The sequence below is a fragment of the Streptomyces sp. NPDC001514 genome, assembly GCF_053597075.1.
On record NZ_JBSFHO010000005.1, the window covers coordinates 260,449 to 285,832 of the forward strand.

At 71.5% G+C, this 25,384-nt stretch carries 22 protein-coding genes; 13 read left to right on the forward strand and 9 right to left on the reverse strand.

The annotated features are described in order from the left end of the window. Positions 1-62 precede the first annotated feature (62 nt). The gene (locus ACWCXB_RS08885) at positions 63-539 is read right to left on the reverse strand and encodes a hypothetical protein (RefSeq protein WP_450720522.1); all 477 of its coding nucleotides are present in this window, start codon (positions 537-539) and stop codon (positions 63-65) included. Next, positions 539-1,684 carry a molybdopterin-dependent oxidoreductase gene (locus ACWCXB_RS08890; RefSeq protein ID WP_450720524.1) on the reverse strand — a complete coding sequence of 382 codons (1,146 nt, stop codon included), beginning with the start codon at positions 1,682-1,684 and terminating at the stop codon, positions 539-541. Before ACWCXB_RS08890 ends, ACWCXB_RS08885 begins: the two co-directional genes overlap by 1 nt. A 167-nt stretch (positions 1,685-1,851) precedes the next feature. Here ACWCXB_RS08890 and ACWCXB_RS08895 point away from each other — a divergent pair, with 167 nt between their 5' ends. Continuing rightward, entirely contained in the window at positions 1,852-3,264 is a 1,413-nt protein-coding gene (locus ACWCXB_RS08895; RefSeq protein WP_450720526.1) for a glycosyltransferase 87 family protein, read from the forward strand. 201 nt (positions 3,265-3,465) lie between these two features. Here ACWCXB_RS08895 and ACWCXB_RS08900 read toward each other — a convergent pair whose 3' ends face one another. Both ACWCXB_RS08900 and ACWCXB_RS08905 read right to left on the reverse strand, forming a co-directional pair. Then, positions 3,466-4,341: a hypothetical protein gene (locus tag ACWCXB_RS08900; RefSeq protein WP_450720528.1), complete on the reverse strand. Its 876-nt coding sequence runs from the start codon at positions 4,339-4,341 to the stop codon at positions 3,466-3,468. Positions 4,342-4,417: 76 nt separating this feature from the next. Beyond that, positions 4,418-4,846: a hypothetical protein gene (locus tag ACWCXB_RS08905; RefSeq protein WP_450720530.1), complete on the reverse strand. Its 429-nt coding sequence runs from the start codon at positions 4,844-4,846 to the stop codon at positions 4,418-4,420. 204 nt (positions 4,847-5,050) lie between these two features. Here ACWCXB_RS08905 and ACWCXB_RS08910 point away from each other — a divergent pair, with 204 nt between their 5' ends. The 3 genes from ACWCXB_RS08910 to ACWCXB_RS08920 all read left to right on the forward strand — a co-directional run bounded on the left by ACWCXB_RS08910 (position 5,051) and on the right by ACWCXB_RS08920 (position 10,142). Continuing rightward, a complete protein-coding gene (locus tag ACWCXB_RS08910; protein ID WP_450720532.1) occupies positions 5,051-7,300 on the forward strand; it encodes an AfsR/SARP family transcriptional regulator in 2,250 nt (749 codons plus the stop codon). Further along, a complete protein-coding gene (locus ACWCXB_RS08915) occupies positions 7,281-8,150 on the forward strand; it encodes a hypothetical protein (protein ID WP_450720534.1) in 870 nt (289 codons plus the stop codon). The genes ACWCXB_RS08910 and ACWCXB_RS08915 overlap by 20 nt, the downstream gene beginning before the upstream one ends. Positions 8,151-8,225: 75 nt before the next feature. Further along, on the forward strand, positions 8,226-10,142 hold the full coding sequence (locus ACWCXB_RS08920) for a M64 family metallopeptidase (RefSeq protein ID WP_450720536.1): 1,917 nt from the start codon (positions 8,226-8,228) through the stop codon (positions 10,140-10,142). Here the strand turns inward: ACWCXB_RS08920 and ACWCXB_RS08925 are convergent. From ACWCXB_RS08925 to ACWCXB_RS08935, 3 genes are all read right to left on the reverse strand, one after another. Continuing rightward, positions 10,135-10,944, reverse strand: coding sequence for an SAM-dependent methyltransferase (locus tag ACWCXB_RS08925; protein WP_450720538.1), 810 nt, complete (start codon positions 10,942-10,944; stop codon positions 10,135-10,137). The two genes, ACWCXB_RS08920 and ACWCXB_RS08925, sit on opposite strands and share 8 nt — an antisense overlap. Before the next feature lie 95 nt (positions 10,945-11,039). Next, complete coding sequence (locus tag ACWCXB_RS08930; protein ID WP_384237117.1) at positions 11,040-11,276, reverse strand: DUF397 domain-containing protein; 237 nt, start codon at positions 11,274-11,276, stop codon at positions 11,040-11,042. Continuing rightward, on the reverse strand, positions 11,277-12,137 hold the full coding sequence (locus ACWCXB_RS08935) for a helix-turn-helix domain-containing protein (protein ID WP_450720540.1): 861 nt from the start codon (positions 12,135-12,137) through the stop codon (positions 11,277-11,279). Between the two features lie 212 nt (positions 12,138-12,349). On the opposite strand from ACWCXB_RS08935, the gene ACWCXB_RS08940 reads away from it, so the two are divergent. The 3 genes from ACWCXB_RS08940 (at position 12,350) to ACWCXB_RS08950 (ending at position 14,551) form a co-directional block, all read left to right on the forward strand. Further along, on the forward strand, positions 12,350-12,820 hold the full coding sequence (locus tag ACWCXB_RS08940) for an ATP-binding protein (RefSeq protein WP_450720542.1): 471 nt from the start codon (positions 12,350-12,352) through the stop codon (positions 12,818-12,820). A 5-nt stretch (positions 12,821-12,825) separates the two neighbouring features. Continuing rightward, positions 12,826-13,230, forward strand: a complete 405-nt coding sequence (locus ACWCXB_RS08945; RefSeq protein ID WP_450720587.1) for a hypothetical protein — start codon at positions 12,826-12,828, stop codon at positions 13,228-13,230. Positions 13,231-13,729: 499 nt separating this feature from the next. Continuing rightward, positions 13,730-14,551 carry a metallophosphoesterase family protein gene (locus ACWCXB_RS08950; protein WP_450720544.1) on the forward strand — a complete coding sequence of 274 codons (822 nt, stop codon included), beginning with the start codon at positions 13,730-13,732 and terminating at the stop codon, positions 14,549-14,551. Positions 14,552-14,609: 58 nt separating this feature from the next. Here the strand turns inward: ACWCXB_RS08950 and ACWCXB_RS08955 are convergent, their stop codons facing one another. Then, positions 14,610-15,383, reverse strand: a complete 774-nt coding sequence (locus ACWCXB_RS08955; protein WP_450720546.1) for a VOC family protein — start codon at positions 15,381-15,383, stop codon at positions 14,610-14,612. A 133-nt stretch (positions 15,384-15,516) separates the two neighbouring features. Between ACWCXB_RS08955 and ACWCXB_RS08960 the strand changes: the two genes are divergently transcribed. Next, positions 15,517-16,110 (forward strand): nucleotide triphosphate diphosphatase NUDT15, encoded by a 594-nt coding sequence (locus tag ACWCXB_RS08960; protein WP_450720548.1) that lies wholly within the window; start codon positions 15,517-15,519, stop codon positions 16,108-16,110. After that, positions 16,100-17,716: a sigma-70 family RNA polymerase sigma factor gene (locus ACWCXB_RS08965; protein WP_450720550.1), complete on the forward strand. Its 1,617-nt coding sequence runs from the start codon at positions 16,100-16,102 to the stop codon at positions 17,714-17,716. The genes ACWCXB_RS08960 and ACWCXB_RS08965 overlap by 11 nt, the downstream gene beginning before the upstream one ends. A gap of 45 nt (positions 17,717-17,761) precedes the next feature. Here the strand turns inward: ACWCXB_RS08965 and ACWCXB_RS08970 are convergent, their stop codons facing one another. Next, the gene (locus ACWCXB_RS08970) at positions 17,762-18,301 is read right to left on the reverse strand and encodes a nuclear transport factor 2 family protein (RefSeq protein WP_450720552.1); all 540 of its coding nucleotides are present in this window, start codon (positions 18,299-18,301) and stop codon (positions 17,762-17,764) included. 570 nt (positions 18,302-18,871) lie between these two features. On the opposite strand from ACWCXB_RS08970, the gene ACWCXB_RS08975 reads away from it, so the two are divergent. The 4 genes from ACWCXB_RS08975 (at position 18,872) to ACWCXB_RS08990 (ending at position 25,175) form a co-directional block, all read left to right on the forward strand. Beyond that, a complete protein-coding gene (locus ACWCXB_RS08975; protein ID WP_450720554.1) occupies positions 18,872-19,099 on the forward strand; it encodes a type A2 lantipeptide in 228 nt (75 codons plus the stop codon). Between the two features lie 94 nt (positions 19,100-19,193). Further along, a complete protein-coding gene (locus ACWCXB_RS08980) occupies positions 19,194-20,060 on the forward strand; it encodes an HlyD family efflux transporter periplasmic adaptor subunit (RefSeq protein ID WP_450720556.1) in 867 nt (288 codons plus the stop codon). Between the two features lie 116 nt (positions 20,061-20,176). Next, positions 20,177-22,294 (forward strand): NHLP family bacteriocin export ABC transporter peptidase/permease/ATPase subunit, encoded by a 2,118-nt coding sequence (locus ACWCXB_RS08985; RefSeq protein WP_450720589.1) that lies wholly within the window; start codon positions 20,177-20,179, stop codon positions 22,292-22,294. Between the two features lie 43 nt (positions 22,295-22,337). After that, positions 22,338-25,175 carry an NHLP bacteriocin export ABC transporter permease/ATPase subunit gene (locus tag ACWCXB_RS08990; protein ID WP_450720590.1) on the forward strand — a complete coding sequence of 946 codons (2,838 nt, stop codon included), beginning with the start codon at positions 22,338-22,340 and terminating at the stop codon, positions 25,173-25,175. Positions 25,176-25,384 lie beyond the last annotated feature (209 nt).

Genomic DNA, 25,384 nt, shown 5'->3' on the forward strand with positions numbered 1-25,384 from the left:
TCTCGGCGCCGGACGAGGGCAGGCGATGGGGCCCTTCAGCGGGCCGAACGTTGACCGACAAGCTAAGTCTTCTCGGCGTCGGCCTTCTCCGCCTCCGCTGCGCGGGCCTTCTCCTCACGGCGTGCCCGCCTGCGCTCCGGCCACCCCGACACCGTGCGCGCCGCCCGCGGCAGCAGCAGCGCCCCGGCGGTCAGTGCGGCCACGACGCCGAGCGTCAGCAGCCAGTTGCGCAGGTAGTCCAGCGGCAGCGCGGACGGGTTCGTCGGAGCGCCCGGGCGCAGCAGGGGCGGCAGGGCGATCAGGGTCAGGGCGCCGCAGACGATGAGGCCCGCCCGGAGTGTGCCGCGCGCGGGCAGGGCCGCCAGCAGGAAGCCCACCGCGATGACGAGCGGCGCGATGATGCCGTCGTGCAGGACGACCGCCCCGGCGAGCCAGACCACGACGTCCCACGGGTCGCGCACGGCGCCCGCACCGAACAGCAGCCACGCGCCGAAGCCCATGAGCCCGACGCCCACCGCGCCGGCCACGAAGCGGAGCATCACAGCACCTCCAGCCGTGTGACCCATTTGGTCTGGAGGACGCCGGGCCGGTTCGGGGCGATGATGCGGGCGGGGAAGCCGTGGTCGAGCGAGAGGATCTCGCCGTTGAGCCGCAGCGCGAGGAGCGTCAGCGGGTCGCGTGCGTAACCCCGGCCCATCTCCATGATCCGGTACGCCCCGCGCCGCTCCAGCGACACCACGCGCAGCAACGCTCCGGGCGGCGCCCCGGCCAGGTCCAGGAGGTCGCGGATCCGGACGCCCGTCCACTGGGCCGACTTGCTCCAGCCCTCGACGCAGGCGATCGGCAGGGTCACGGTGTGCTGGGGCATGGCCCGTAGCTCGTCGAGGCTCAGTTGGTACGGGCGCGGCCCGGCCACCGACAGCCGCCAGTCGGCCGCCGGGACTCCGGCGGCGAGCCCGGCGGCCGCCGCGGTGCGGTTGACCGGCAGGCCCTGTGGTCCGTAGTCGGGGTTGCGCGGCGCCAGCAGGTCGAGACGCTTGAGCGGAGTGAAGGACTGGCCGACGGTGACGACCGTGACCGCGCCGACGGCCGCCGCGACGCCCGTCAGGAACGAGCGCCGGTCCGGCTGGTCCTCGGCCGGCAGCTCCAGCGTGCCGGGCGAGCGACGGCTCCAGTGCGCCTTGATCTCGGGGGCCTTGACCGCGAGGTGCAGGAGCAGCGCGCCCACGAGCACCCAGGCCACGGCGTAGTGCACCGGTACGAAGGAGAAGGGCCACGGATACCACTGCACGATGTTCAGCAGGCCGCTGAACAGCTGGAACACACCTGCTGCCACCAGCACCGCCACAGACAGCCGCTCCAGTGCGTGCCGTACGGACCGGGCGGGCGGCCACATGAACAGCCGCGGGTACACGGTCCACAGCTTCGCCAGCAGCAGCGGGATCGCGGCGATTCCGCTCGCCACGTGCAGGCCCTGCGTCAGCCGGTAGCCCCAGACAGGGCGGGGCGGCAGCAGCGGCTGCAGCCAGTCCGGCGGCCGCTGCAGGAAGTGGCTGATCAGCCCGGTGAGGAAGCACACGGCGATCGCGACGCCGAGCCAGCGGCCGACGGCGGTCGCCGTACGCGGGTCGTGCAGCCGGCCCTTGAACGACGGCAGGGGCGGCCGTTTCAGTGCGGACCGCATCCGTGCGGGCCACCTCAGTGCCGACGGACGCCGTGTCGGTGGTCGAAACCTCATGCCTCCATCACACCCCCGGAAGCACTCCCCGGCGCGCTTTCGGCACCTTACGGATCTCTGACATCCCCCGGCGGTGCAGGTCCGGCGGGCGCCTCGGCTGCCAGGCTGAGCACGTGATCACTCCGCGCACCTGCGCCACCGGCCTCCTGCTCGCCGCCCTCACCACCGTGCTCGTCGGGACCGTCCGGCAGGACAGCTACTTCTCGGCCCCGCTCGGCCTGAGCGGGTGGTCCGGGGCGTGCTGGCTGCTGTTCGCGGCGGCGGTGTGGAGCCTGCGGAAGGTGCCGGTCCGCCACGCCGTGGGTCTGGTGATCGGCGGCTCCGTCGTCGTCGCGGCAACGGGGCTCCTCGCTCCCCCGCGCACCAGCACCGACATGTACCGGTACGCCTGGGACGGGCGGGTGCAGGCCGCAGGTGTCTCGCCGTACGACCATGTGCCCGCCGATCCCGCGCTCGCGCCGCTGCGCGACCGCTGGCTCTTCCCCACGGGCGCGGAATGCGCGGGCCGGGACCGGGCGACCATCCCCGGCCCCGGGGCCGAGGCGCACTGCACCCGGCTGAACCGGCCCACCGTCCCCACCATCTACCCACCGGTCTCGGAGGGCTACTTCCTGCTGGTGGACGCGCTCTCCCCGGACGGCGCCCGGCACAAGCCGCTCCAGACCGGCGGCGCGCTGCTGTCGGTGGGGGTGACCGGCGCGCTGCTGCTGGTGCTGCGCCGCCGCGGTCACGATCCCCGGAAGGCCGCCTACTGGGCGTGGTGCCCGGCGGTCCCGCTGGAGGCGGTGAACAACGCCCACGCCGATGTCCTCGGCGTGCTGCTGGGAGTGGCCGGTCTCGCCGTCGTCGTGCGCCACAAGGCGGCGGGCGGTGCCCTGCTCGGCGCCGCCACGGCGACCAAACTGCTGCCCGCGATCCTGCTCCCGGGCGCGCTGTCCGGCGTCCGCAGATTCCGCGACGCGGCCGCGGTGCTGCTTCCGGCCGCCACCGTGGTGGTGCTGACGTATGTCCCGTACGCGCTGGCCTCCGAGCGTTCGGTGTTCGGCTATCTGACGGGCTATGTCGAGGAGGAGGGGTACGGCGATGCCGCATCGCGCAGCCGGTACGCCCTGTTGCGGCTGATGCTGCCCGACGACTGGGCGCCCTGGGCGATGGCCGCCGGAGTGCTGTGCGTCGTCGGGTACGTCCTGCTGCGCGGGGATCCCGAGCAGCCCTGGAGCGGCGCGCTGCTCGTGACCGGTACCGCGTTCCTGCTGCTGACGCCTCCCTACTCGTGGTACGCGCTGCTGCTGATCGCGCTCGTGGCCCTGGACGGCCGCTGGGAGTGGCTGGGGGTGGCCGTGGCGGGAGCCGCGAAGTACCTCACCATCCATGCGGGCGCCGACCCGTTCACCGTCAGCGCCACGGCCTACGGGGTCGCGGCGGGCATGGTGCTCGCCGGCTGCGCCCTGCGTGCGCGCAGCCCTGCGGCGGGCCGTCTCGACGAGCAGGTCGGCACCGGCCCCGCACAGTCGGTCCGTTCGTAGCGGTCCGTGTCGGGGCCGATCGCGCCGGTCGCGGACCGACCGGCCAGGAGGAGCGGCGGCTGCAGCTGTACACCGCCGCCAGGTGCTCCCAGGCCCCGGGCCCGCCCGGGGCCCACCGCCGCGGCCGGGTACGCGTGTGGTCAGTAGCCGGGTATCGCGTGTGGTCAGTAGTGGGGATCGGACCCTTCTCCGTCCGCACGGTCAGGGCGCGGGGAAGATGAGGCGGACGCCGTACCGTTGCTCGGCACGGTGGAGTGACGGGAACAGATTCTTTCGCAGCTCGCGGACCTGGTCGGCATGGTCGGTGAGGAAGCGCGTGCGCAGGCGCAGGCGAGCCGGTTCACGAACGGCCTCGACCGGGCGCATGCAGGACGCGTAAGCACGGCCGAGTTCGCGGTTGACGTGCGAGAAGTCGGCGGAATCAGCAGAAAGCAGGCGGGAGTCGACGAGGCCGAGGAAACTGTCCTCGTCACGGACTTGGAAACCGTGTTCGGCGAGACAGCCGGGCAGGGCGCCGAAGGCACGGATCGTGGCGGGATCGCGGCGCAGCGAGGCGAGTTCCCGGAACCACAGTCTCTGGAATGGGGCGTAGGCATCGCGCGTCAGGCGGGCGGCCGAGGCGCCTTCGTCCAGGCAACGGCGTACTTCTGCGGGACTGCCGGAACGGCTCGGGGCAGGGCTCGACGCGGGGTCGGGGACCTCGGCACTGTAGCCGAAACCGTGCTGGGCAAGGAACTCCAGGTCGGGAACACCGGAGAAGGGGATGAACGCGGGCGGGGCCTGGTCGGGCAGGCCGATGCCGCTGTCGCGCGCGCAGGAGGCCGCGACGGTGCGGGCCACCTGTTGCCCGAAGACGTCCAGTCCCTGGGTCCAGCGGGTTTCGGCACCTGTCGTGGGGAAGAGCATGCGTACGGGGTCGTCCGGCGGGGCGTAGGTGACGCGGGCGGGGGTGTCGGGCGCGGGCGACGTGCTGCCCGACGGGCCTGGACCGGTCGAGCAGGCGACGGCGAGCAGAAAGGTGGCCGCCGCCGCGGCGGTGCGCGCCACGAGCCGGCGCGGGCTCGCCGGACGGATCATCGGGTCACTCCTGTCCTCGAGGTGGCGGGGGTGCCGCCAACCCGCGACGGCACCCCCGGCGAGTGCAGGGCCGGTGTCAGTGGGTGATCTTGACGACGTCGCCGCCGTCCCAATAGCTCGCCACCCCGAACCGGGTGTTGTCGTTGACATCGGTGCACAGCCAGTACTTGGAGTCGTTGATGCTGTGGGATCCGTCGTAGACGGGGATGTAGGGATCCTCATTCGCGTATCCCCGCGCGCACGTGAACCAGCTGCCGTCGGAGCGGCGGAGGCGGCCGGCGTAGAAGTCCCAGCCTGCTGACGACTTGTCGTCCGAGTAGGTGAGGTTGAGGTCGCCGCACGAGCTGGTGGCCGACTTGAGGGCGGTGGTGCCTTCCTTGAGAAGCCCGGTGGTCAGGGTCGTGGTCACGCAGGCCTGCGTGGCGGCGGACGCCGCGGGAGCGAGCACCAGACAGGTCGCGGCGGAGGCGAGCGCGAGTGCGCCGGCGATGACGGATCGGTTCATGGGTCCCCCACTTGAGTTGTCGAATGGGCAGGCGCTGTCCGCCCACCCGGCCGTGCCATCACCTTCGGCCAGGCCGACTGCACGGCGGTAGCGCCGTGGTTGCGCACGACGGTTGCACCGAATCGCCGCGAACTCTTGACCGGTACATCACAGCTCGGGCACGCTGCGCGAGCCGTCTCCGGGGCTCTTGGGGGGAGAGGCTGCGTGAACGAGACGGGGGGATACTTGATCGAGTTCGCTGTCCTCGGGCCGCTGACCGTCCATCGCAACGGCCGAGAGCTGGCCTTGGCGGCACCCATGCTGCGCCGGCTGCTGGCCGTGCTGCTGAGCCGGGCCGGCAGGCCCGTGCCGGTCCCGGACATCGTGGATGCGCTGTGGGACGGTCGGCCGCCCCGCAGCGCGCGCAAGACGATGCAGGTGTACGTGCACCGGCTGCGGCGTGAACTCGGTGACGAGAAGCGGTTGGTACACAACGCGCTCGGTTACACGCTCACCGCCCACAGCGGAGAGCTGGACGCGCTGCGCTTCACCGACCTGGCCGAGCAGGCTCGGCTCGCCTGCTGGTCCGACGACCTGGAACGGGCGAGCGGACTGTTCCGGCGAGCGCTCTCGCTGTGGCGCGGGCCTGCCTTCGACGGCGTCCGGGATGGCGCGCCGGTCGCCGCCGAGGCCGACCATCTCGATGGGCGGCGCGTCCAGGCGTACGAGGAGTGCGCCGAGGTCGAGCTGAAACTGTGCAGATACGGGGAGTTGGCCACGGAGCTGGCGGTCCTGGTGCGGTCGCACCCGTATCGGGAGGGGCTCCGTGGCCAGCTCATGCGCGCGCTGTACGGCAGTGAACGCCGCGCCGAGGCCCTGGAAGTGTTCCGGGAGACCGCTGCACTGCTGCGGGATCAGCTCGGCATCGAGCCCGGCGAGGCGCTCAGGAGCCTGCACGAGGCGATGCTGCGCGAGGACGACGGGCTGGTGCTGACAACCGGACCCGTCCGAGACCTGCTGCCGGCGACCGGGCCTCGTGCGGCAGGGCCGTTGGCGCTCGTAGGGGCGGTGGACTCGGCCAAGGCAGAACCGACCCGCGAGCGGACCGGCGAGGTGACCGGTCTCGTACGGCGGGAGCAGGGGAGCGCCCCCGCCGCGGACGGGCAGGCGCGGCCATCCGGCCGAGAAGCGGACCGCGGCGCCTCGGCGCCCGCGCGATGGCGGTCGGGCGGAGTACCGGCCGAGGTCACCAGTTTCGTCGGACGGCACAACGAGCTTGCCGAAGCCGCCCGGCTGCTCAGGGCGTCCCGGTTGGTGACCGTGACCGGAGTGGGCGGTGTCGGCAAGACCCGGCTGGCAGTGCGCCTGGCGGGCGAGGTCCAGGCCGAGTTTCCCGATGGCGTCCAACTGGTCGAGCTGTCCTCGGTGCACGATCCGGACATGGTGGCCCACGCGGTGGCACAGGCTTTGGACCTGCACGACCAGAGCCTGTGCTCTCCCACGCAACTCCTGTGCGAACACCTCGTCGCGAAGCGGTTCCTGCTGGTACTGGACACCTGCGAGCATGTGATCGATACCTGTGCCCTGCTCGCCGAGGCGCTTCTGCGCAGTGCGCCACGGGTACGTGTGCTTGCCACGAGCAGGGAGTCGCTCGGCGTCGCGGGGGAGCAGATCTACGTGCTGCCGCCCCTTTCAGTACCGCGGCCCGGTCCTCCCGCACCGGCCGACGCACCGTACGACGGGGTCGATCTCTTCGTCGAGCGGGCCCGCGCGGTGGACCAGAGATTCACCGTCGGCCCGAACAACCGCGAGGTGGTCACCCGGCTCTGTGCCCTCCTCGACGGCATACCGCTGGCGCTCGAACTGGCGGCCGTACGGCTGAGAGCGATGTCCGTGGAGCAGATCCTGGAGCGCCTCGACGATCGTTTCGCACTGCTCACCCGCGGTCGGCGCACGGCACTGCCCCGGCACCAGACTCTGCGCACCGCCGTGGAGTGGAGCCACCAGCTGTGCTCCCCCCAGGAACGCCTGCTGTGGGCGCGTCTGTCGGTGTTCTCGGGCAGCTTCGACCTCGAAGCGGTGGAGTCCGTCTGCTGCGACCAGGAGGTCCCTCGGGATGCCGTCGCGGAGCTGCTCTGGAACCTCGTGGACAAATCGATTCTGCTGCGTGAGGAGGATTCCTGCGGCGTGCGTCTGCGGCTTCTGGACACCATGCGCGAGTACGGTGCCGAATGCCTGGAGCGGCGCGGCGAGCAGGAGCGCCTGCGGGTGCGCCACCGGGACCACTGTGCCGATCTGGCGCACCGTGTGGAGGATCGCCAACATCCGCTCGGCGCTGGAGTTCTGCCTCGCCCGGCCCGGGGAGCACCGCACTGGACTGGAGCTGGCCGCGACGCTGTGGTGGTTCTGGACGGCCTGCGGGTTCCTCGTGGAGGGGCGGCACTACCTCGACCGCATGCTCGGGCTGTGCCGTGAACCGGGCCCGGTCCGGCTCAAGGCCCTCTGGGCCTGCGGTCACGTCGCGATGGGGCAGGGCGACGTCGACACCGTCGCCCGTCTGGCCACCGAGTGCCAAGTGCTTGCCGCGCAGGAGGACAACCCGGTCGCCCTGGCCTTCGCGGGGCAACTGCTCGGTACGGCCGCGGCCCTGCGCGGTGACCTCGACCGAGCGGCCTTCCACACTGCCGACGGGGTGCGCCGACAGCGGGACGTGGCACACGGTGACAGTGGCCTGGCGATGTCCCTGATCGGCCACGGCTTCGTCCTGCTGCTGCGCGGCGAACTCGAGGCGGCCGTCGCCGCCCTGGAGGAGCAGCGGACGCTGAGCGAAGCCCACGGCGAGGTGTGGACCCGGGCCTGGGGCGACAGCATCCGCAGCTCGGTCGATCTCGCCCGCGGCGATGTCGAGTCGGCAATCGCCCATGCCAGGGCCTCCCTCACGGTGAAGCACCAGCTGGGTGACACGCTGGGCATGGCGATGTGCATCGACACGCTCGCACAGGCGGCACTGGCGGCCGGCAGCGCGGACCACGCCGCCCGGCTCCTGGCGGTCAGCCGCCAGATCTGGCAGGTATCCGGACCGTCGCAGTTCGGTTCCCCCGAACTGCGGGCAGCACGCGACCTGTGCGAGCAGCGGGCCAGAGGACTCATCGGCGACCGCGCCTACGAGACCGCGTTCAACGAGGGGGCACAGCTGGGCCTCGACGCGGCGCTCAGTCTCGCCCTGGGCGACCATCCGCGCGGATCCGTGGCCCAGAAAACTGTCCTGGCCGGTCCGCGCCCCGCGCCGGACGACCTGAACGGCACCGCCGTTTCGCGGCGTTGAGGGGCTGCCGACCGGACTCATGGCCAACTCTGCTGTCTTTACGGCCCGTTGAACGCGGTCCTACGCTCGCGCCCCATGGACACCTCCGGCATACGCTTTCCCAGAGCCGTGGCGCTCGCCACCGCGGGCGCCCTGCTCCTCTCCGGTCTCCTCGGCGTCGGCGCGCCGCCCTCCGCATCGGCGTCGGCCGCCGAGCCGGTGACCGAGAGCGCCACCGTCGTCCCCGTTCAGACCACGGGCCCGGCCGACAAGCGCTTCAATCTCGTCGTCCTCGGCGACGGCTACACCGCCGCCGGCATGGACGAGTTCCGCTCGGACGTCGACAAGCACCTCAATGTGCTGTGGAGCACCGAGCCGTTCGCCTCGTACCGCTCGTACATCAACGTCTGGGCGGTCGAGGTGCCGTCCCCCGAATCGGGCGTCGACTGTGATCCGTCGCTGGACGCGCCTCGCCGGGACACCCCGCTGAACATGGGCTTCTGGGGCGGTTGCAATCCGGCCAGTGTGCAGCGCCTGCTCACCGTCGACAGCGGCGCCGCGACCGCGCTCGCGGATCTGGTCACCGGTACGACGAGCGCCAACCGCCAGATCGTGGCGCTCGCGAACAGCGACACCTACGGCGGCGCGGGCGGTACGTACGCCACCGCGTCCGGCGGCAACGCCCTCTCCTCCCTCATCACCCCGCACGAGATAGGCCACTCACTCGGCAAGCTCCAGGACGAGTACGACTACTACGGCCGCGGCGTCCCTGGCGGTGCTTACACCGGGGGCGAGCCCGCCTCCGTGCACCACACCCTCCTCACCGAGCAGGAGATGCGCGACCAGCGGGCGAAGTGGTGGCGCTGGCTGGGCGAGAAGAGCGAGTCCGGCGGGGTCATCGGCCGCCACGAGGGCGGGATGTACAGCACCAAGGGTGTCTGGCGCCCCAGCAAGCACTCGATCATGAAGACCCTGGGCTATGGCTTCGACCAGGTGGAGCGGGAGGTGATGGTCCGCGCGATCTCGGCGAAGGTGAACCTGGTCCAGGAGCACACCCCGGCCAACGCCCCGATCGGTGCCGACCGGACGGTGTGGGTGGACACCCTGCACCCGGTCGGCGGCGAACTCGATGTCGTCTGGCGGCTCGACGGCCGCCCGCTGCGGCACGCCGACGGCGCCCGTACGCTCGATCTGCGCCGCTTCGGCATCGGCCGGGGCACGCACACCCTCACCGCGACGGTCAGCGACCCGACCCCGTTCGTCCGCGACCCCGCGATCCGCGCATCGGACGCGCTGACGCGCACCGTGAGCTGGACGGTCGACACGTCCGTACGGACCACCCACACCCCGGTCCCGCCCGCGTTCACCGGCCGCACGGCCACCGGCACACCTGTCGGGTCCACGTCCGTCGTGTACGCCGACACGACGCATCCCGGTGACCGGACGTACGCCGTCCGCTGGTCCCTCGACGGCCGGCCGGTCGCGAACCCCGGCAACGACCGCGATCTGGACCTCGGCGCGCTGAGGTTGGGCCCGGGGGCGCACAGGCTCACGGCCAGGATCGCCGGGTCGCCCGCCGAGCTGCTCTGGACCGTGGACGCGACCCCGGCGGCCGGATCGTACGAGCTGTCCGAGCCGCTGCGGACGGTGCACCGGCCCGGCCGGCCGCCCGAGTATGTCTACGACGGGCCGTTCACGATGCGGCTGACCGCGCGCGACGACCGACCCGGCACGGTCGTCTCGCAGTTCCGGGTGGACGGTGACGGCTGGTACACGTACTACGGCTGGCCGACCGACGCGGACGCACCGTTCCGTTTCACCCCGAGCGGCACCGTCATCGACGATCTCGTCTACGGCAAGCTCGGCACCCCGCGCGCCGTGCCGTGGGACGACGCCACGCCCGACCACGGCACCCACACGGTCGAGCACCGGACGATCGACGCGGCCGGAAACATCAGCAGGGCGACGAGCTTCCTCGTCACCCTGCTGCCTGCCGGAGGGGGCGTCAGCTGACGTGCGCGACGCCCGCGTAGCCCGGAATGGGGTCGTCGCCCATGACGTCGACGACCTCACCGAGCTCCGGGTGCCAGTCGGCGGTCAGCGAGACACCGGGCTCGACGAGCTCGAGACCGTCGAAGAAGCGCGTGAACTCCTCGCGGGAGCGGGTGCGCAGGGTCAGCCCGCGGGCCTTGTACATCGCACGGGCCTGCGCCGCCTTCTCGGGGTCGAAGTCGCCCGTCGTGTGGGACAGCACGAGGTAGCTGCCGGGTGCGAGCTGCTGGACCAGCCGGTCCACCAGCTCGTACGCCCCGTGCTCGTCGTCGACGAAGTGCAGCAGCGCGAGCATCGACAGGGCGATGGGCTGCGAGAAGTCGAGGACCTTGCCGGCCGCCTCCAGGATCGCCTCGGGCTCGCGGGCGTCGGCCTGGATGTACTCGGTGGCGCCTTCGGGGGTGCTGCGCAGCAACGCCTCGGCGTGGGCGAGCACGATCGGGTCGTTGTCGCAGTAGACGACGCGGGACTCGGGAGCGGCCTGCTGGGCTATCTGGTGGAGATTGGGCTCGGTGGGGATGCCGGTGCCGATGTCGAGGTACTGGCGCACGCCGTTCCTGCCGAGCCAGCGCGTGGCACGGTGCATGTAGGCCCGGTTGACCCTGGCCATGTCGCGCCCGCGTGGTTCGAGGGCAAGGAGTTGCTGGGCCAACTCCTCGTCGACCGGGTAGTTGTCCTTGCCGCCGAGGAACCAGTCGTACATCCGGGCCGGGTGCGGCTTGCTGGTGTCGATCCGTACGGCGGCGGGGTCTTGCCCGGTCATCTGGCGTCTCCAAGGGTCTGCGACGGGTGGGTGCGACAAGAGGACGAACGGAACAGCACGTACTGCACGGGATGTTGAGCCCGGGTCAGGTCAGGTCACGTCAGAAGGAAGTCTGCCTGACCGGCCTTGGCTCCTTGGATGAAAGCGGCGATCTCGCCGTGGGTGTAGATGAGGGCGGGGCCTTCAGGGTCGGCGGACTGGCGCACCGCGACCCTGCCGTCGGCCAGCTTCATGGCCTCGATGCAGTTGCCGCCGTTGCCGCCGCTCCACGGCTTGTGCCATCCCTCCGAGCCGAGCTCCCGGGCAGGCATGCCGTTGTATATGCGATCCATTCACAGCTCCTTGCGGACGCCCCGGAGGATGTCCTTCGTGCGTTGTGCGGTGGCGGCCTGGGCCGCCATGCGGTCCATGACCTCCAGATGCGAGGCCACCTCGGGACGCGCGTCGAGATAGACCGCGCCGGTCAGGTACTCGCTGTAGACCATGTCGGGCAGCTCGGGCACCGCGAACCGGAAGAGGACGAACGGCCCGTACGTGCCGGGGTGCGGCCCTGTCGCGAACTCCGCGACCTGAAGGGTGACGTTCGGCAGCGCGGTGGCTTCGAGCAGGCGGTCGATCTGTGCTCGCATCACCTGCGGGCCGCCCGCCGGCCGGCGGAGCACCGTCTCGTCGACGATCACCCAGAATCTGGGGGCCTCGGCTCTGGTGAGCAGGGCCTGTCTCTCCATGCGGAGGGCAACGTGCCGCTCGATGTCATCGGCGCTCGTGCCGCCGAGGGCACCGCTGCGCATGACGGCGCGCGCGTAGTCCTCGGTCTGCAGCAGTCCGGGGACGAAGTGGGGCTCGTAGGCCCGGATGAGGCTGGCGGCACCCTCCAGGCTGACGTACATGCTGAACCAGCCGGGCAGGACGTCATGGAAGCGCTGCCACCAGCCCGGCCTGTTGGCTTCCTCGGCGAGCTGCACGAAGCCGTCGGCCTCGTCGTCGGGGATGCCGTACGCCCTGAGCAGCAGCTGCACGTAGGGGATCTTCAGCGCTACCTCGGCCATTTCCATCCGGCGGATGGTGGCGGGGGCGACTCGGAGAACCTTGGCGGCCTCCTCGCGCTTGAGGCCGGCGCGCTCCCGCAGATCCTGCAGTCGCTTGCCGAGAACCACCTGTCCCACTGTGGGGGCGGACCGCGGCTCGCTCACTACAGACCTCCCCAGCGCGCTGTTCTCGATGTCACGACGAGTGTGCCATGCCACTCTCCCCCAGAACTCGACACTCTGCAATTTTCAGAGTGCCTCTTGCCAAGTGTTGCCGTCGGGTGGAGAGTGACTCGGTGAACCAGTTCACGAGGCTGCCGCGCTCTGCCCGGGGAGAGGCATGTTCGGCACTGCTTCCCCACCGTGAAGGATTGGTCGTGGCTCCTGGTAACGCGCTCAGCCCCCAGCTCGTCGATCCGTACGCTCCGGTGTCCGCGGTTCCGGCGATTCGCCGCTTCGGCTTCGAGCTGCCAGGCCGCACCGACTCCGTGGCACGGGCCCGGCGGCTGATACGGGAGCGGATGCAGCGATGGGGCATCGGCGGGGACCCCCTCGACACGGTCGCGCTGGTCGCGTCCGAACTGTTCACGAACGCCGTCGTGCACACCGCGAGCGAACGCGTCCTGTGCGAACTGCGCGACGCGGAGGACCAGTTGCGCATAGCGGTGCAGGACCAGGGCTGTCCGCCCGGCGAGCCGCGCCTGTGCCGGATCTCCGAGGACGAGCGCGGCCGCGGGCTGCTGATCGTGGACGCGGTGAGCAGCGCCTGGGGAGCACACGACGCCCGGCCGGGTCCCGGCCGTATCGTCTGGGCCGAGCTGGCGCTCGACGCGGGGCGTTCGTGCTGAGGACGATGGCCGGCCTGCTCTCCCGCAGGCGGGACCAGGGCGGTGGGCCACTGCGGCTGGACGTGCCGCCCGGCCTGTCGGCCACGCTGGGTTACGACGCGGTGGGGGTGCCCGCACGGCACGGGCGGCGGATGCTGATGCGCCTGCCGCACACGGGCTGTGTCTACGCGGACACGGACTGGTGGTGGTGGATCGTGCCGTCCGGCTCCGACGTCGAGCTGACCTGGCCGCTTCCCGCCTACTACTCCCGCGGGGCATACGTGCCGACCGCGGCGCCACGCCTGATCCACTGGCCCGACGACGCCAGCCCGTACACCCCGCCGATCCCGCTCTACCTGATGGTCTGCCAGATCACGGGAACGGCGCCGGCGTGGGCCAGTTACGACCTCCGGAGCGCGCAGGGAGCGTGAGCGGGGGCCTTGCCCCCGAGCCCCCGGTTTCCGTCCGGTGGGCCGGCGTGTCCGTCCTCAGTCGCCGGACGGGCTTCATTGGAGCCGATCCGGCGACTGCGGCAGAACCGTGTCCGTGCAGCGGTCCCGGCGCCCCCCGCTCGAAGGGCGCAGGGGCCGGAGCCCGGGGCACAGCCCCGAATCCCGGCCTCACGGTGCCCTGCAGGGCACAGGGGCAAGCACCCGAGACGCAGCCCCGAAACCCAGCCGCCTGTCCCCACGCCCGCAGGGCGTAGGAGGAGGGGTACGGGGCGGAGCCCCGGAACGGGGTCCGGGGCGGAACCCCCGTCGGGAAGGGGCGGGGTGGGGAAAGGCTCGCCGCAGGCGTCAGCTCCGCCCGGCACGCGGCACCCGGCACAGGCCGGACCGGTCAACGGGGTGGCGGAGCCGGACAGTTGCAGCCCCGCGATGGGATGATCGGTGGAAGGAGTCCGGCAGGCTGTCCACTCACGGGGGTTCGATGTCTCTGCTCGCCATCAGCGATCTGCACGTCAACCACCCCGAGAACCGCAAGCACGTCGACTCCCTGCGCCCCGGCTCCGACGACGACTGGCTGCTGGTCGCCGGAGATGTCGGCGACCTCGTGCAGGACGTGGAATGGGCGCTGAGGCTGCTGCGCGACCGGTTCGCCACGGTCGTCTGGGCGCCGGGGAACCACGAGCTGTGGACCGTCTCCGCCGACCAGGTCCAGGCGCGCGGCGTGGAGCGCTACGAGCTGCTCGTGCAGCTGTGCAGGCAGCTCGGCGTGGTGACGCCCGAGGATCCGTATCCGGTCTGGACCGGCGAGGACGGGCGATCAGTCGCGGTCGCGCCGCTGTTCCTGCTGTACGACTACACCTTCCGCCCGGAGGGCACCGCCACCCGGGAGGAGGCCCTGGCACAGGCGCATCGCGCGCATGTTGTCTGCACCGACGAGCACCTGCTGCACCCCGACCCGTATCCGAGCCTCGACGCCTGGTGCCGGGCGCGGCTGGAGCTGACGGAGTCGCGGCTGGCCGCCGTGCCGGCGGAGCTGTCGACGGTGCTGGTCAACCACTATCCGCTGGTGCGCGAGCCGACGCGCGTGCTGCGGTATCCGGAGTTCGCGCTGTGGTGCGGAACGGAGCACACCGCGGACTGGCACATCCGGTACCGGGCGCGGGCGATGGTGTACGGGCATCTGCACATTCCCCGGACGACCCGGCACGACGGGGTGCCGTTCCACGAGGTGTCCGTGGGCTACCCCCGCGAATGGCGGCCCCGGGATGGTGGGCCGGCCCGGCCCACGACCGTGCTCCGCTGACCGCGCCCGCCGCCGGGTCGGCTCTCCCGGACGGCCCCGCCCTGTTCAGCCCGCCGGGTCAGCCCTTCGCGGTCTGCGGCAGCCTGTGCACCCCGAACGGCGCGCCCTGCGGATCGTGCAGCACCGCGAACCGCAGCCCGTCCTCCATCTCGACCGGCTCCAGCAGTACGCCGCCGCCCGCAGAGGTCGCCGTGTGCGCGGCCGCGTCGACGTCCGTCACCTGGAAGTACGGCAGCCAGTGGGCGGGCACTTCGGGCGGGAAGCGCTCGTCGGCCATCTTCAGCAGGCCGCCGAAGTCGTTGCCGTCGACGCCCCACTGCGTGTAGTGCTCCGACACGTTCACGGTCCAGCCGAACACCGCCCGGTAGAACCGTTTCGCCTCGGCCGGATCACGCGTCAGCAGTTCGACCCAGCCCAGCGCACCCGGCGCGTTGAGCAGTTCGGCACCGGCGAAGTTGCGGCCCTGCCAGAGCGAGAAGACCGCGCCCTCGGGGTCCGCGACCACGGCGAACCGGCCTTCTTCGAAGACGTCCATCGGCCCGGTGAGCAGCGTGCCGCCCGCGTCGGTGACCGCCGTCGCGGTGGCGTCCGTGTCCTTCGTGGCGAAGGAGATGGTCCAGGCCGTGGGTTGCTCGGGCTGGTAGAGGGGGGTGAGCGCGGCGACGGCCGCGTCGCCGAGGCGCGCCATGGTGTAGCCGCCGGCCTCGGCCCGCGGGTCGGTCACCATGCGCCAGCCGAAAACCGTCTCGTAGAAGACCTGGGCTGCCGCCATGTCGCCGGTGCCGAGCTCGGCCCAGCAGGGTCCGCCGATGACGGGCTGGGACGTCTTCATGGTCGTACCTCCGCGGTCGGGTCCCCGACAGCACGCTATGCCGGGTGCATCACAGCGGCCACCCGTACAACCGCCGTACGATCGGGCCCGCCGCGCCCGGCCGGGTGCGGCGCGACCGCACGGAAGGCCGACGGTGACCCACTCCCCGAGCCACACGCTGAGCCACACCCCGGGCGAACACCCCGCGCGGGCGTTCCCCACGCCCAACGGGATGACCGGTATCGGCATGATCGTCGTCGACCCGGGCGGCCGGATCCTCCTCGGCCTCGCCCACTCCGGCCGCTGGGAGCTCCCCGGCGGCAAGGTGGACCCCGGTGAGAGCTTCGAGCAGGCGGGGGCGCGTGAGCTGGCCGAGGAGACGGGGCTGCAGGTCGCGGCCGACGACGTACGTGTCGTTGCCGTGGTGCTGGACAGCGAGCGGGGCATGCCACGGATCTCGGCCGCGGGCCTGGTCATGGGCGTGGAGGGCGAGCCCGACGTCACCGAGCCGGACAAGATCGTGCGCTGGGCCTGGCACCTGACGGACGAACTGCCCGCCGAGCTGTTCTTCCCGTCCGCGGCGGTGCTGCGCGCCTGGCGGCCCGAACTGCCGCTGCCTGAGGCTCCGGCGCACAGTTATCCGATTTCTCATCCGGTTTCTGTTATCGGTGCGCGGGCCGAGCGTCTCCCCAGTGTCGGAGGAGACAGCCTCAGCACCGAGAGAGAGTGGACAGAGCGTGATCAGTGAACGCGAAGCCGGGATGATCATGGCCGCGCAGGCCGGCGACCAGCACGCGCAGGACCGTCTCGTCGCCACGTACCTTCCGCTGGTCTACAACATCGTCGGCCGGGCCTTGAACGGCCACGCGGACGTGGACGACGTGGTGCAGGAGACGATGCTCCGCGTCCTCGGCAACCTGTCCGGGCTGCGCAGCCCGGACAGCTTCCGCAGCTGGCTGGTCGCGATCACCATGAACCAGATACGCGGCCACTGGCGGGAGCGCCGCTCGGGGGCGATATCCGTCGGCGGCGATCTGGAGGACGTGTACGAAGTCGTCGACCCCGGCGCGGACTTCGTCGATCTGACGATCACCCGCCTCGGCCTCTCCGGCCAGCGCCGCGAGACCGCCGAGGCCACCCGCTGGCTGGACGAGGACGACAGGGCGCTGCTGTCCCTGTGGTGGCTGGAGGCCGCGGGGGAGCTCTCCCGGGCCGAGGTCGCCACCGCGCTGGAGCTGACGCCGCAGCACGCCGCCGTACGGGTGCAACGCATGAAGGCGCAGCTGGAGACGGCCCGCGTCGTGGTCCGCGCCCTGGCCGCCGACCCGCGCTGTGTGCTCCTGGAGCCGATAGCCGCGGGCTGGGACGGCATACCCTCCGCCCTCTGGCGCAAGCGCATCGCCCGCCACGCCCGCGACTGCACGGTCTGCTCGGGCCACTGGTCCGGGCTGGTCCCGGCCGAAGGGCTGCTGGTGGGTCTCGCGCTCGTACCGGTGGCGGCGTCGCTCGGTGTGTTCACCTCGGCGCCGGACATGGTGGCCACGGCCTTCGCCCACGACCCCGCCCGTTCTTCCGCCTCCGCCCACGACCCCGCCGACATCCCCGCCCACTCCCCCGCGTCCGCTCACCCCGCCGCCCGGACCCAGGCCCGCCAGGAGCGGGCCCGGCGCCGCCGCCGTACCGCGGCCGTGGCCGCCGCGGTGGCCGTGCTGGTGACCGGCGGCGGTGCGGTCCATCTCCTCACCGGTCCCGACACGGACGAGGAGGCACCCTCCACGGCAGCCGCTCCGGCCTCCCCCGTGCTCCCGTCGGCCTCGCAGAGCCCGTCCCCCTCCCCGACGCTCTCCGCATCGCCCTCCCCCTCGCCCACGCCCAGCAGGACGACGGCCAAGCCGTCCCCGAGCCCGACCAGGGCCAAGCCGAAGCCCAAGCCCACCCCGAAGGCTCCGGACCCGGCGCCGGCCACGCCGAGCAGCGCCGCCCAGCAGGTGCTCGCCCTGGTCAACGCCGAGCGCGCCAAGGCCGGCTGCGGCCCGGTCAGCTCCGACGACAAGCTCGCCACGGCGGCCGGCAACCACTCCGCCGACATGGCGGCCCGCGACTTCTTCGACCACACCAACCCGGACGGCCAGGACCCCGGCGACCGCATCACCGCGGCCGGCTACCGCTGGAGCACGTACGGCGAGAACATCGCGAGGGGCCAGCAGACTCCGGCCTCGGTGATGGACTCCTGGATGAACAGCCCCGGCCACCGCGCCAACATCCTCAACTGCTCCTTCAAGGAGCTCGGCGTGGGCATCCACGACGCGTCGGGCGGACCGTGGTGGACGCAGGCGTTCGGGACGGCCCTCTGACGAAGGCGGCGGCGAGGGGAGCCCTGACCAGGGCCAGGGGGCGAGCTACGCGTTGCCGTCGCCCATCAGCCGGTTCAGTGCGCCGTCGGTGAGGGTGGCGCGCTGGTCGGTGACCACGGGCAGCCGCGAGAGGGTCCCTGGGTCGATGAGTCCGGTCTGGGCAAGGACCGATGCCTGGTCCCAGTAGATGTGTTCGCTCGAGATCAGGGAGCCGTCGAAGGACACGACCGCGATCACGGCGACGCTGACGGTCCGCCCGGTCGGAGGGACCGTCGGCAGGATCCAGGGCACCTCGACGTCATGGGTGAAGGAGACGAGCATTTCGTCGACGATGCGCCCGGGACCAGTGGTGCGGGTCAGCGGTGTGATGGTGAAGTCCGGGGGGTTGTGTCCGATGAACCAGCGCCTGTAGAAGTCGCGCACGGCTTCCCGGCCGCGGGCGCCCATGGCCGTCGGCACATGGAGGACCACAGGTGCGTCCGTCATCGTGGCCATCGTCGCGTCGACGTCGAGCGTGCTGAACTCACCACTGGTGTGGAGCTCCCAGACGCGTTCCAGCTCCGAAGGGTCGGGTCGGGTCGTCATGGAGTGCCTCCCACACAGCGGATCCATCCTCGGTCTCTCACGGAACCGATCCTTCACGGGTCCGCTCCCCCACCGCCGAGGCGCGCCGCGCGCGGGGCCGACCGGGGCCCCGGGTCGCGGCGCCGCCACCTCGTCCCGCGCAGTGCTGGAACGCTATCTTCCGCAAACCTGCACACCGAACACTCAACCGATGCACGGCAGCTGACCGTCCCTCATCCCGCTCGGTCGGCTTGGCGGCATGGCAGGCCATTGGGGCGGGAGTGTCCGATTCGACGCCGCATCACGGATCCACCCAAAGGGAATTCGGCCCGTGAAGCTTGTGAAGAAGTCGACGCGGAGGCGTGGACGCGCCTGCACGTGAACTTAATTCCATGACCGATCAGGCCCTGACGGGGGGCTGTCCGATTGGCTGAGCAGCGCGTCGGCGTGCTTTGATCCTGCGCACCGCGGGAGTTGCACCGAGGGTGCCCGTCCATTGGGTGTCCGCACGCCCGCTCACGCGGCCGGATCGTTTTCCGGCGGGACCGGCCGTCGCCTTTGAGAAATATCCACATGAAGGGAAGCTTCATCATGAACTTCACCCCCCAGGTCGAGACCGCTGAGATCTCCGACGCCGACCTCGACAACGTCTCCGGCGGTCTGCACAGCGCCGCTGCCAGCGCTGTGGTCGGCAACGTCACCGGCACCCTCGACTCTGTCGCCCCGGTCTCCCAGGTCGCGGGTGGCGCCCTCAGCGCCGTCGAGTCGTTCGCCGGCCTCAACTCGGCCGCTCTCACGGGCTACGCCACCAGCCTCTGAGACGGCATGAGTGAGCCCCGGAACGGTCAAGGTTCCGGGGCTCACCGCGTCATCATACCCTGACACGGACATATGCAGTCGAGGGAAGAGTTACGTGCAGTTCCGCCAAAAGGCCCTTTCCAAGCTGCAATCTCCCGAAGAAATAGATTTGCCGGTGCGTTTCGCCCGGCCGCAGGGCCGGCTCGTGCTGGCCGTCACCGTTGTCGCGATGGCGGTCGCGTGTTTCTGGGCCGTAGCCGGTTCCGTTTCGTCCACTCTCAGGGCGCCCGGCATTCTTACGCACGGGCAGGGCAGTTATGTCCTGCAGAGTCCGGTCGCGGGCCAGGTCACCGAAGTACTCGCCGAGGAGGGCAAAAGCCTGCCGGCCGGTGCGCCGCTGCTGAAGGTCCGTACCCGGACCCAGCAGACAGAGCAGACCGGACAGGCAGAGCAGACGGCGCAGGGAGAGGGCGACGACGAGGGCGACACCATCGTCCGTACCATCGCCGCGGGACGCCTGACCTCTCTCGTCGCCACCATCGGCGCCGTCGTCACCACCGGTTCCGATGTGGCGGTCGTCGAGCGGGCCGACGACGCCGACGCTCCCCTGATGGTGATGCTGTACCTCCCGGCCGAGAACGGCTCGACGGTCCCCGTCGGCGCCCGCGTCGATCTCACCGTGCAGTCCGTGCCGGCACAGCAGTACGGAGTGCTGCGGGGCCGGGTCAAGGCCGTCGGCCGGACCTCGCAGACGCGCCGGCAGATCACCGGGTTCCTCGGTGACAGTCAGCTCGCCGACCAGTTCTCGAAGCAGGGCCGGCCGGTGCCGGTTCTGGTGCAGCTGGAGCGTTCGTCCCGTACGAAGTCGGGTTACGCGTGGTCGTCGGCGGAGGGGCCGCCGTACGCGCTCGGCTCCATGACCCTGGCCACCGGTGCCGTCCACCTCGCCGACCAGCGTCCGATCGATTGGCTGCTGCCGTGAGCGCCCCTTCCCCCACCCGGCGCCGCACCCGCGCGCCGCACGCGAATCCGAGGCGCGCGCCGAAGCCGCAGAAGCCCGCGAAGCAGAAGGCCGTCCGCACGCCCACCGTGCTCCAGATGGAGGCGGTGGAGTGCGGCGCCGCCACGCTCGCCATGGTGCTCGGCCACTACGGCAGGCACGTGCCCCTCGAGGAGCTGCGCATCGCCTGCGGCGTGTCCCGCGACGGCTCCCGTGCCAGCAACATCCTCAAGGCCGCCCGCAGCTACGGTCTGCAGGCCAAGGGCATGCAGATGGAGCCGGCCGCGCTCGCCGGAGTGCAGGCGCCGGCCATCCTCTTCTGGGAGTTCAACCACTACGTCGTCTACGACGGCATGGGGCGCCGCTTCGGCCGCCGGGGCGTGCACATCAACGACCCCGACAAGGGCCGCCGCTTCGTCTCGACGGAGGACTTCGACACGAGCTTCACGGGTGTGGTCCTCGTCCTCGAACCCGGCGCCGGGTTCCGCAAGGGCGGCCGTCGTCCCGGAGTTCTGCGCTCCGTCCCGGCCAGGCTGCGCGGCACGACCGGCACGATGCTCGCCGCACTGCTCGCCAGCCTGCTGCTCGTCGCGGTGGGCGCGGCGCTGCCCGCGCTGAGCCGTACGTACATCGACATGTTCCTGGTGGGCCGTCAGACCTCCCTGCTGGGCGTCCTCTTCGCGTCGATGGCCGCCATGGTCGCGCTGACAGCCGTGCTGACCGGGCTGCAGCAGGCGAACCTGCTGCGCGGCCGCATCATCTCGTCGACGCTGAGCAGTGCCCGGTTCTTCAGGCACCTGCTGCGGCTCCCCGTGACCTTTTTCGCCCAGCGCAGCCCGGCCGACCTCGTCCAGCGGCTGCAGTCCAACGACGCGGTGGCCGAGACACTGGCCCGGGACCTCACCGCATTCGGTGTGGACGGGATCGTAGTGATCCTCTACGCGGTCCTGCTGTGGACGTACGATCCCCAGCTCACGGTCGTCGGCGTGCTGATCGCGCTGCTCAACGTGGTCGCGATGCGAGTGGTCGTACGGCTGCGGGCGACCCGTACGCAGAAGCTGCGCGCGGACAGCGCCCGGCTGACGAACACCTCGTACACCGGCATCCAGCTGATCGAGACGATGAAGGCCACCGGCGGCGAGAACGGCTACTTCCGCCGCTGGGCGGGTCAGCACGCGACCACGCTGGAGGAGCAGCAGCGGCTCGGGGTGCCGAGCGCGGCCCTCGCCGTCGTCGCACCGACCCTCGCGACGCTCAACAGCGCGCTGATCCTGTGGATCGGCGGGCTGCGCGCCGTCGAGGGTCATATCTCGATCGGTCTGCTCGTCGCCTTCCAGGCCCTGGTGACCCGCTTCACGGCGCCGATCACCCGCCTCAACGGCATGGCGTCCCGCATCCAGGACTTCGCGGCCGACGTGGCCCGGCTCAAGGACGTCGAGAACTTCCCCGCGGACTCGCTGTACACGCGCCGCGAGCCGCCCGCGAGCACCCGCAGGCTCATGGGCCACGTCACGCTGGACGACATCACCTTCGGCTACAGCCCGCTCGACAAGCCGCTGCTCACCGGCTTCTCCCTGGCGGTCGGTCCGGGGCAGCAGGTCGCGCTCGTCGGCGGTTCGGGCAGCGGCAAGTCCACGGTCTCGCGGCTCATCGCCGGGCTCTACAGCCCGTGGGAGGGGACGATCCGGATCGACGGCCGGCGCCTCGACGAGATCCCCCGCGGCGCGCTCGCGGCCTCGGTGTCCTTCGTCGACCAGGACGTCTTCCTCTTCGAGGGCACGGTGCGGGACAACGTCGCGCTGTGGGATCCGTCGATCCCGGACGAGGCCGTACTCGACGCGCTGAAGGACGCGGCTCTGTACGACGTCGTCGCCCGCCGGCCCGGCGGCATCCACGGCCGGGTCGAGCAGGACGGCCGCAACTTCTCCGGCGGGCAGCGGCAGCGCCTGGAGATCGCGCGGGCGCTGGTGCGCCGGCCCAGTGTGCTCGTCCTCGACGAGGTGACCAGCGCCCTGGACGCGGAGACGGAACAGCTCATCATCGACAATCTGCGGCGTCGCGGCTGTGCCTGCGTGGTGATCGCCCACCGGCTGAGCACCGTCCGCGACAGCGACGAGATCGTGGTGCTCGACCACGGCACGGTCGTGGAGCGCGGGCGCCACGAGGAGCTGGTCGCACGCGGGGGCGCGTACGCCGAACTGGTCAAGGAGCACTGAGGTGATCCCCGTACAGCACCCTGCGCCCACGGGCCCCGACGACATGGTGCTCGCCGCGCTCGGCGGCCTCGGTGCACCGGTCGACTGCTCGGGCCTTCGCAGCATGTCGCTGGAGGGGCCGCAGGTGCTGTGGCTCGTCGTGGGCGGGGCGCTCGATCTGTTCGCGGTCGACGCGGCCCAGCAGGGACACTGGCACTTCCTCGGCCGCCTGGAGGCGGGCACGCTGCTGCTCGGCCCGGTCGAGGGGCCTCAGCACACGCTGGTCGGCAGGCCGTTGCAGGGGTGCGCGCTGCGCCGGATCCCGCTGCGGGAGCTGTACCGGCCGCAGGAGTACGCCGACCAGTGGTCGTACCAGAGCCCGTACCAGAGTCAGTACGACAGCCAGGACGGGACGCTGAGCCTGCTGGAGCACGCCTTCGCCCTCGGCGTCGGGCGCGGCCAGCGTGTGCTGTTCGAGGCACCGCTGGACGGGCGGACGACGGACGAGGAAGCGGTCACCGACGACGACATCCTGTGGCTGCCGGTCTTCCCCGGGAGTGTGCAGTACGGCGCCGCGTTCAGCGCGGAGGCGGCCGCCGACCTGCTCGTCGACGGCGCGCTGTGGCAGCAGATGGTCAACCAGCAGTTCCGGCTGCTTTCGGGACTCGACCGCTGGATCGAGCGCCTCGAACGCGCCCACGAGGACCGGGCCGCGGCGGGCCTGAAAGCGGGCGAGGCGGTGCGCGCGGGCGCCGACCAGGCACTGCTCGCGTCCATCGGCCGCTCCCGCAGGACCCCCTCCGCACGGACCGCGGGAGGGACCGCCGCGTCCGACGACGCGGCGTACGCCGTCTGCCGGCTCGTCGCGTCGGCGGCCGGGATCACGCTCGCGGAGCCCACAGCGGGCGCCGGACAGGGGAGCCCGGTCGACGACCGGATAGGCCCGGTCGAACGCATCGCGCTCACCTCCCGGATCCGTACCCGTGCGGTCCGCCTCTACGGCAGCTGGTGGCGGGAGAACTGCGGCCCCCTGGTGGGCCACCGGGCCAAATCGGGCGCGCCGGTCGCACTGCTGTGGCGGCGCGGCGGATACCGGGCGGTCAACCCGGCGACCGGCAGCCGGATCCGCATCGACGAGGACAACGCGGAGGAGTTCGAGCCGCGTGCCGTGATGTTCTACCGGCCGCTGCCCGAGCGGCCGATGAGCGTCTGGCGGCTGATGCGTTTCAGCCTCCGCGGCACGCGGCTCGATGTGCGCAATCTGGCGATCGCGGGCCTGGTGACGGTCACCCTCGGCGCGCTGGTGCCGATCGCCACCGGTCAGGTGCTCGGGGTGTACGTACCGAACGCGGAGGCCGGCCTCATCGTGCAGGTGTCCGCGGCCGTCATGGTCGCCGGCGTGGTCTCCGCGGCGTTCATGCTGCTGCAGAACCTCACCGTCCTGCGCATGGAGGGCCGGATCGAGAGCACGCTGCAGCCCGCCGTGTGGGACCGGCTGCTGAGGCTGCCGACGAAGTTCTTCGCCGAGCGCTCCACCGGAGAGCTGGCGAGCGCGGCGATGGGCATCAGCGCGATCCGCCGGCTGCTGTCGGGGGTCGGCCCCGTGGTCGTCCAGGCGAGCACGGTCGGGGCGATGAACCTGGTGCTGCTGCTCGCGTACAGCGTTCCGCTCGCGCTCGCGGCGATCGGGATGCTGATCGTCATCGGGGTCGTGTTCCTGGGTCTCGGACTGTGGCAGCTCCGTTGGCAGCGGCGCCTCGTCGAGCTCGGCAACAAGCTCAACAACCAGGCGTTCCAGACCCTGCGGGGGCTGCCGAAGCTCCGGGTCGCGGCGGCCGAGAGCTTCGCGTACGCGGCCTGGGCGAAGCAGTTCGCCCGCAGCCGCGAACTGCAGCGGCGCGCGGGCCGGATCCGCAATCTGACCACGGTCCTCGACGCCGTCTACCTGCCTCTCTGCGCCCTCATCATGTTCATGCTGCTGGCGGGTCCGGCGCGCGGCAGCCTCACGGCCGGCGAGTTCCTGACCTTCCACACCGCCGTGACGATGATGCTGGCGTCGGTGACCCAGCTGACGGGTGCGCTCGTCTCGGCCGCCGCCGTACTGCCGATGTTCGAACAGATCAAGCCGGTGCTGGACGAGGCGCCCGAGGTCCGCGGGGCCAGCACCCAGCCCGGGACGCTGTCCGGGGCGATCGAGGCACGAAAGCTGTCCTTCCGTTACACCGACGACGGCCCGCTCGTCCTCGACGACGTGTCACTGACCGTGCGGCCGGGCGAGTTCGTCTCGATCGTCGGCCCCAGCGGCTGCGGCAAGTCCACGCTGCTGCGCCTGCTCATCGGCTTCGACAGGCCCTCGTCGGGCAGCGTGCTCTACGACGGCCAGGACCTCGCCGCCCTCGACCAGGCGGCCGTGCGCCGCCAGTGCGGTGTCGTCCTGCAGAACGCCCAGCCCTTCACCGGCTCGATCCTGGACTGTATCTGCGGCGCCGAACCCTTCACGCAGGAAGAGGCGTGGGAGGCGGCCGAGATGGCGGGCCTCGCCGAGGACATCCGGCGGATGCCGATGGGTATGCAGACCATGATCGCCGGATCGGGCGCGGTCTCCGGTGGCCAGCGCCAGCGCCTGATGATCGCCCAGGCGCTCATCAGGCGCCCGCGGGTGCTGTTCTTCGACGAGGCGACGAGCGCGCTGGACAACGCGACGCAGAGGATCGTCACCGAAAGCACCCGCGCGCTGCGGGCGACGCGGGTGGTGATCGCCCACCGGCTGTCGACGGTCATGGACGCGGATCGTGTCGTCGTCATGTCGGAGGGGCGCGTGGTGCAGGAGGGGCCGCCGGCCCAGCTGCTGGCGGACACGGGCGGACGTCTGCACGAGCTGGTGCGGCGTCAGATGATGTGATCCGGGCGCCTGGGTCCCGTGGCGCCGGCCGGGGTGTCCGTCCTCAAACGCCGGACGGGCTGTGCGCGCATGTACCGCGGGCGCGGCCAGGGCGTCCGTCGTGTGCACCCGGTACCGCCGGGTGGGCCGGGGTGTCCGTCCTCAAGCGCCGGACGGGCTGGGTGGTCGGGGGTGCCCGGTACCTGGCGGTTGCCGTCCGGGTCCGCTCC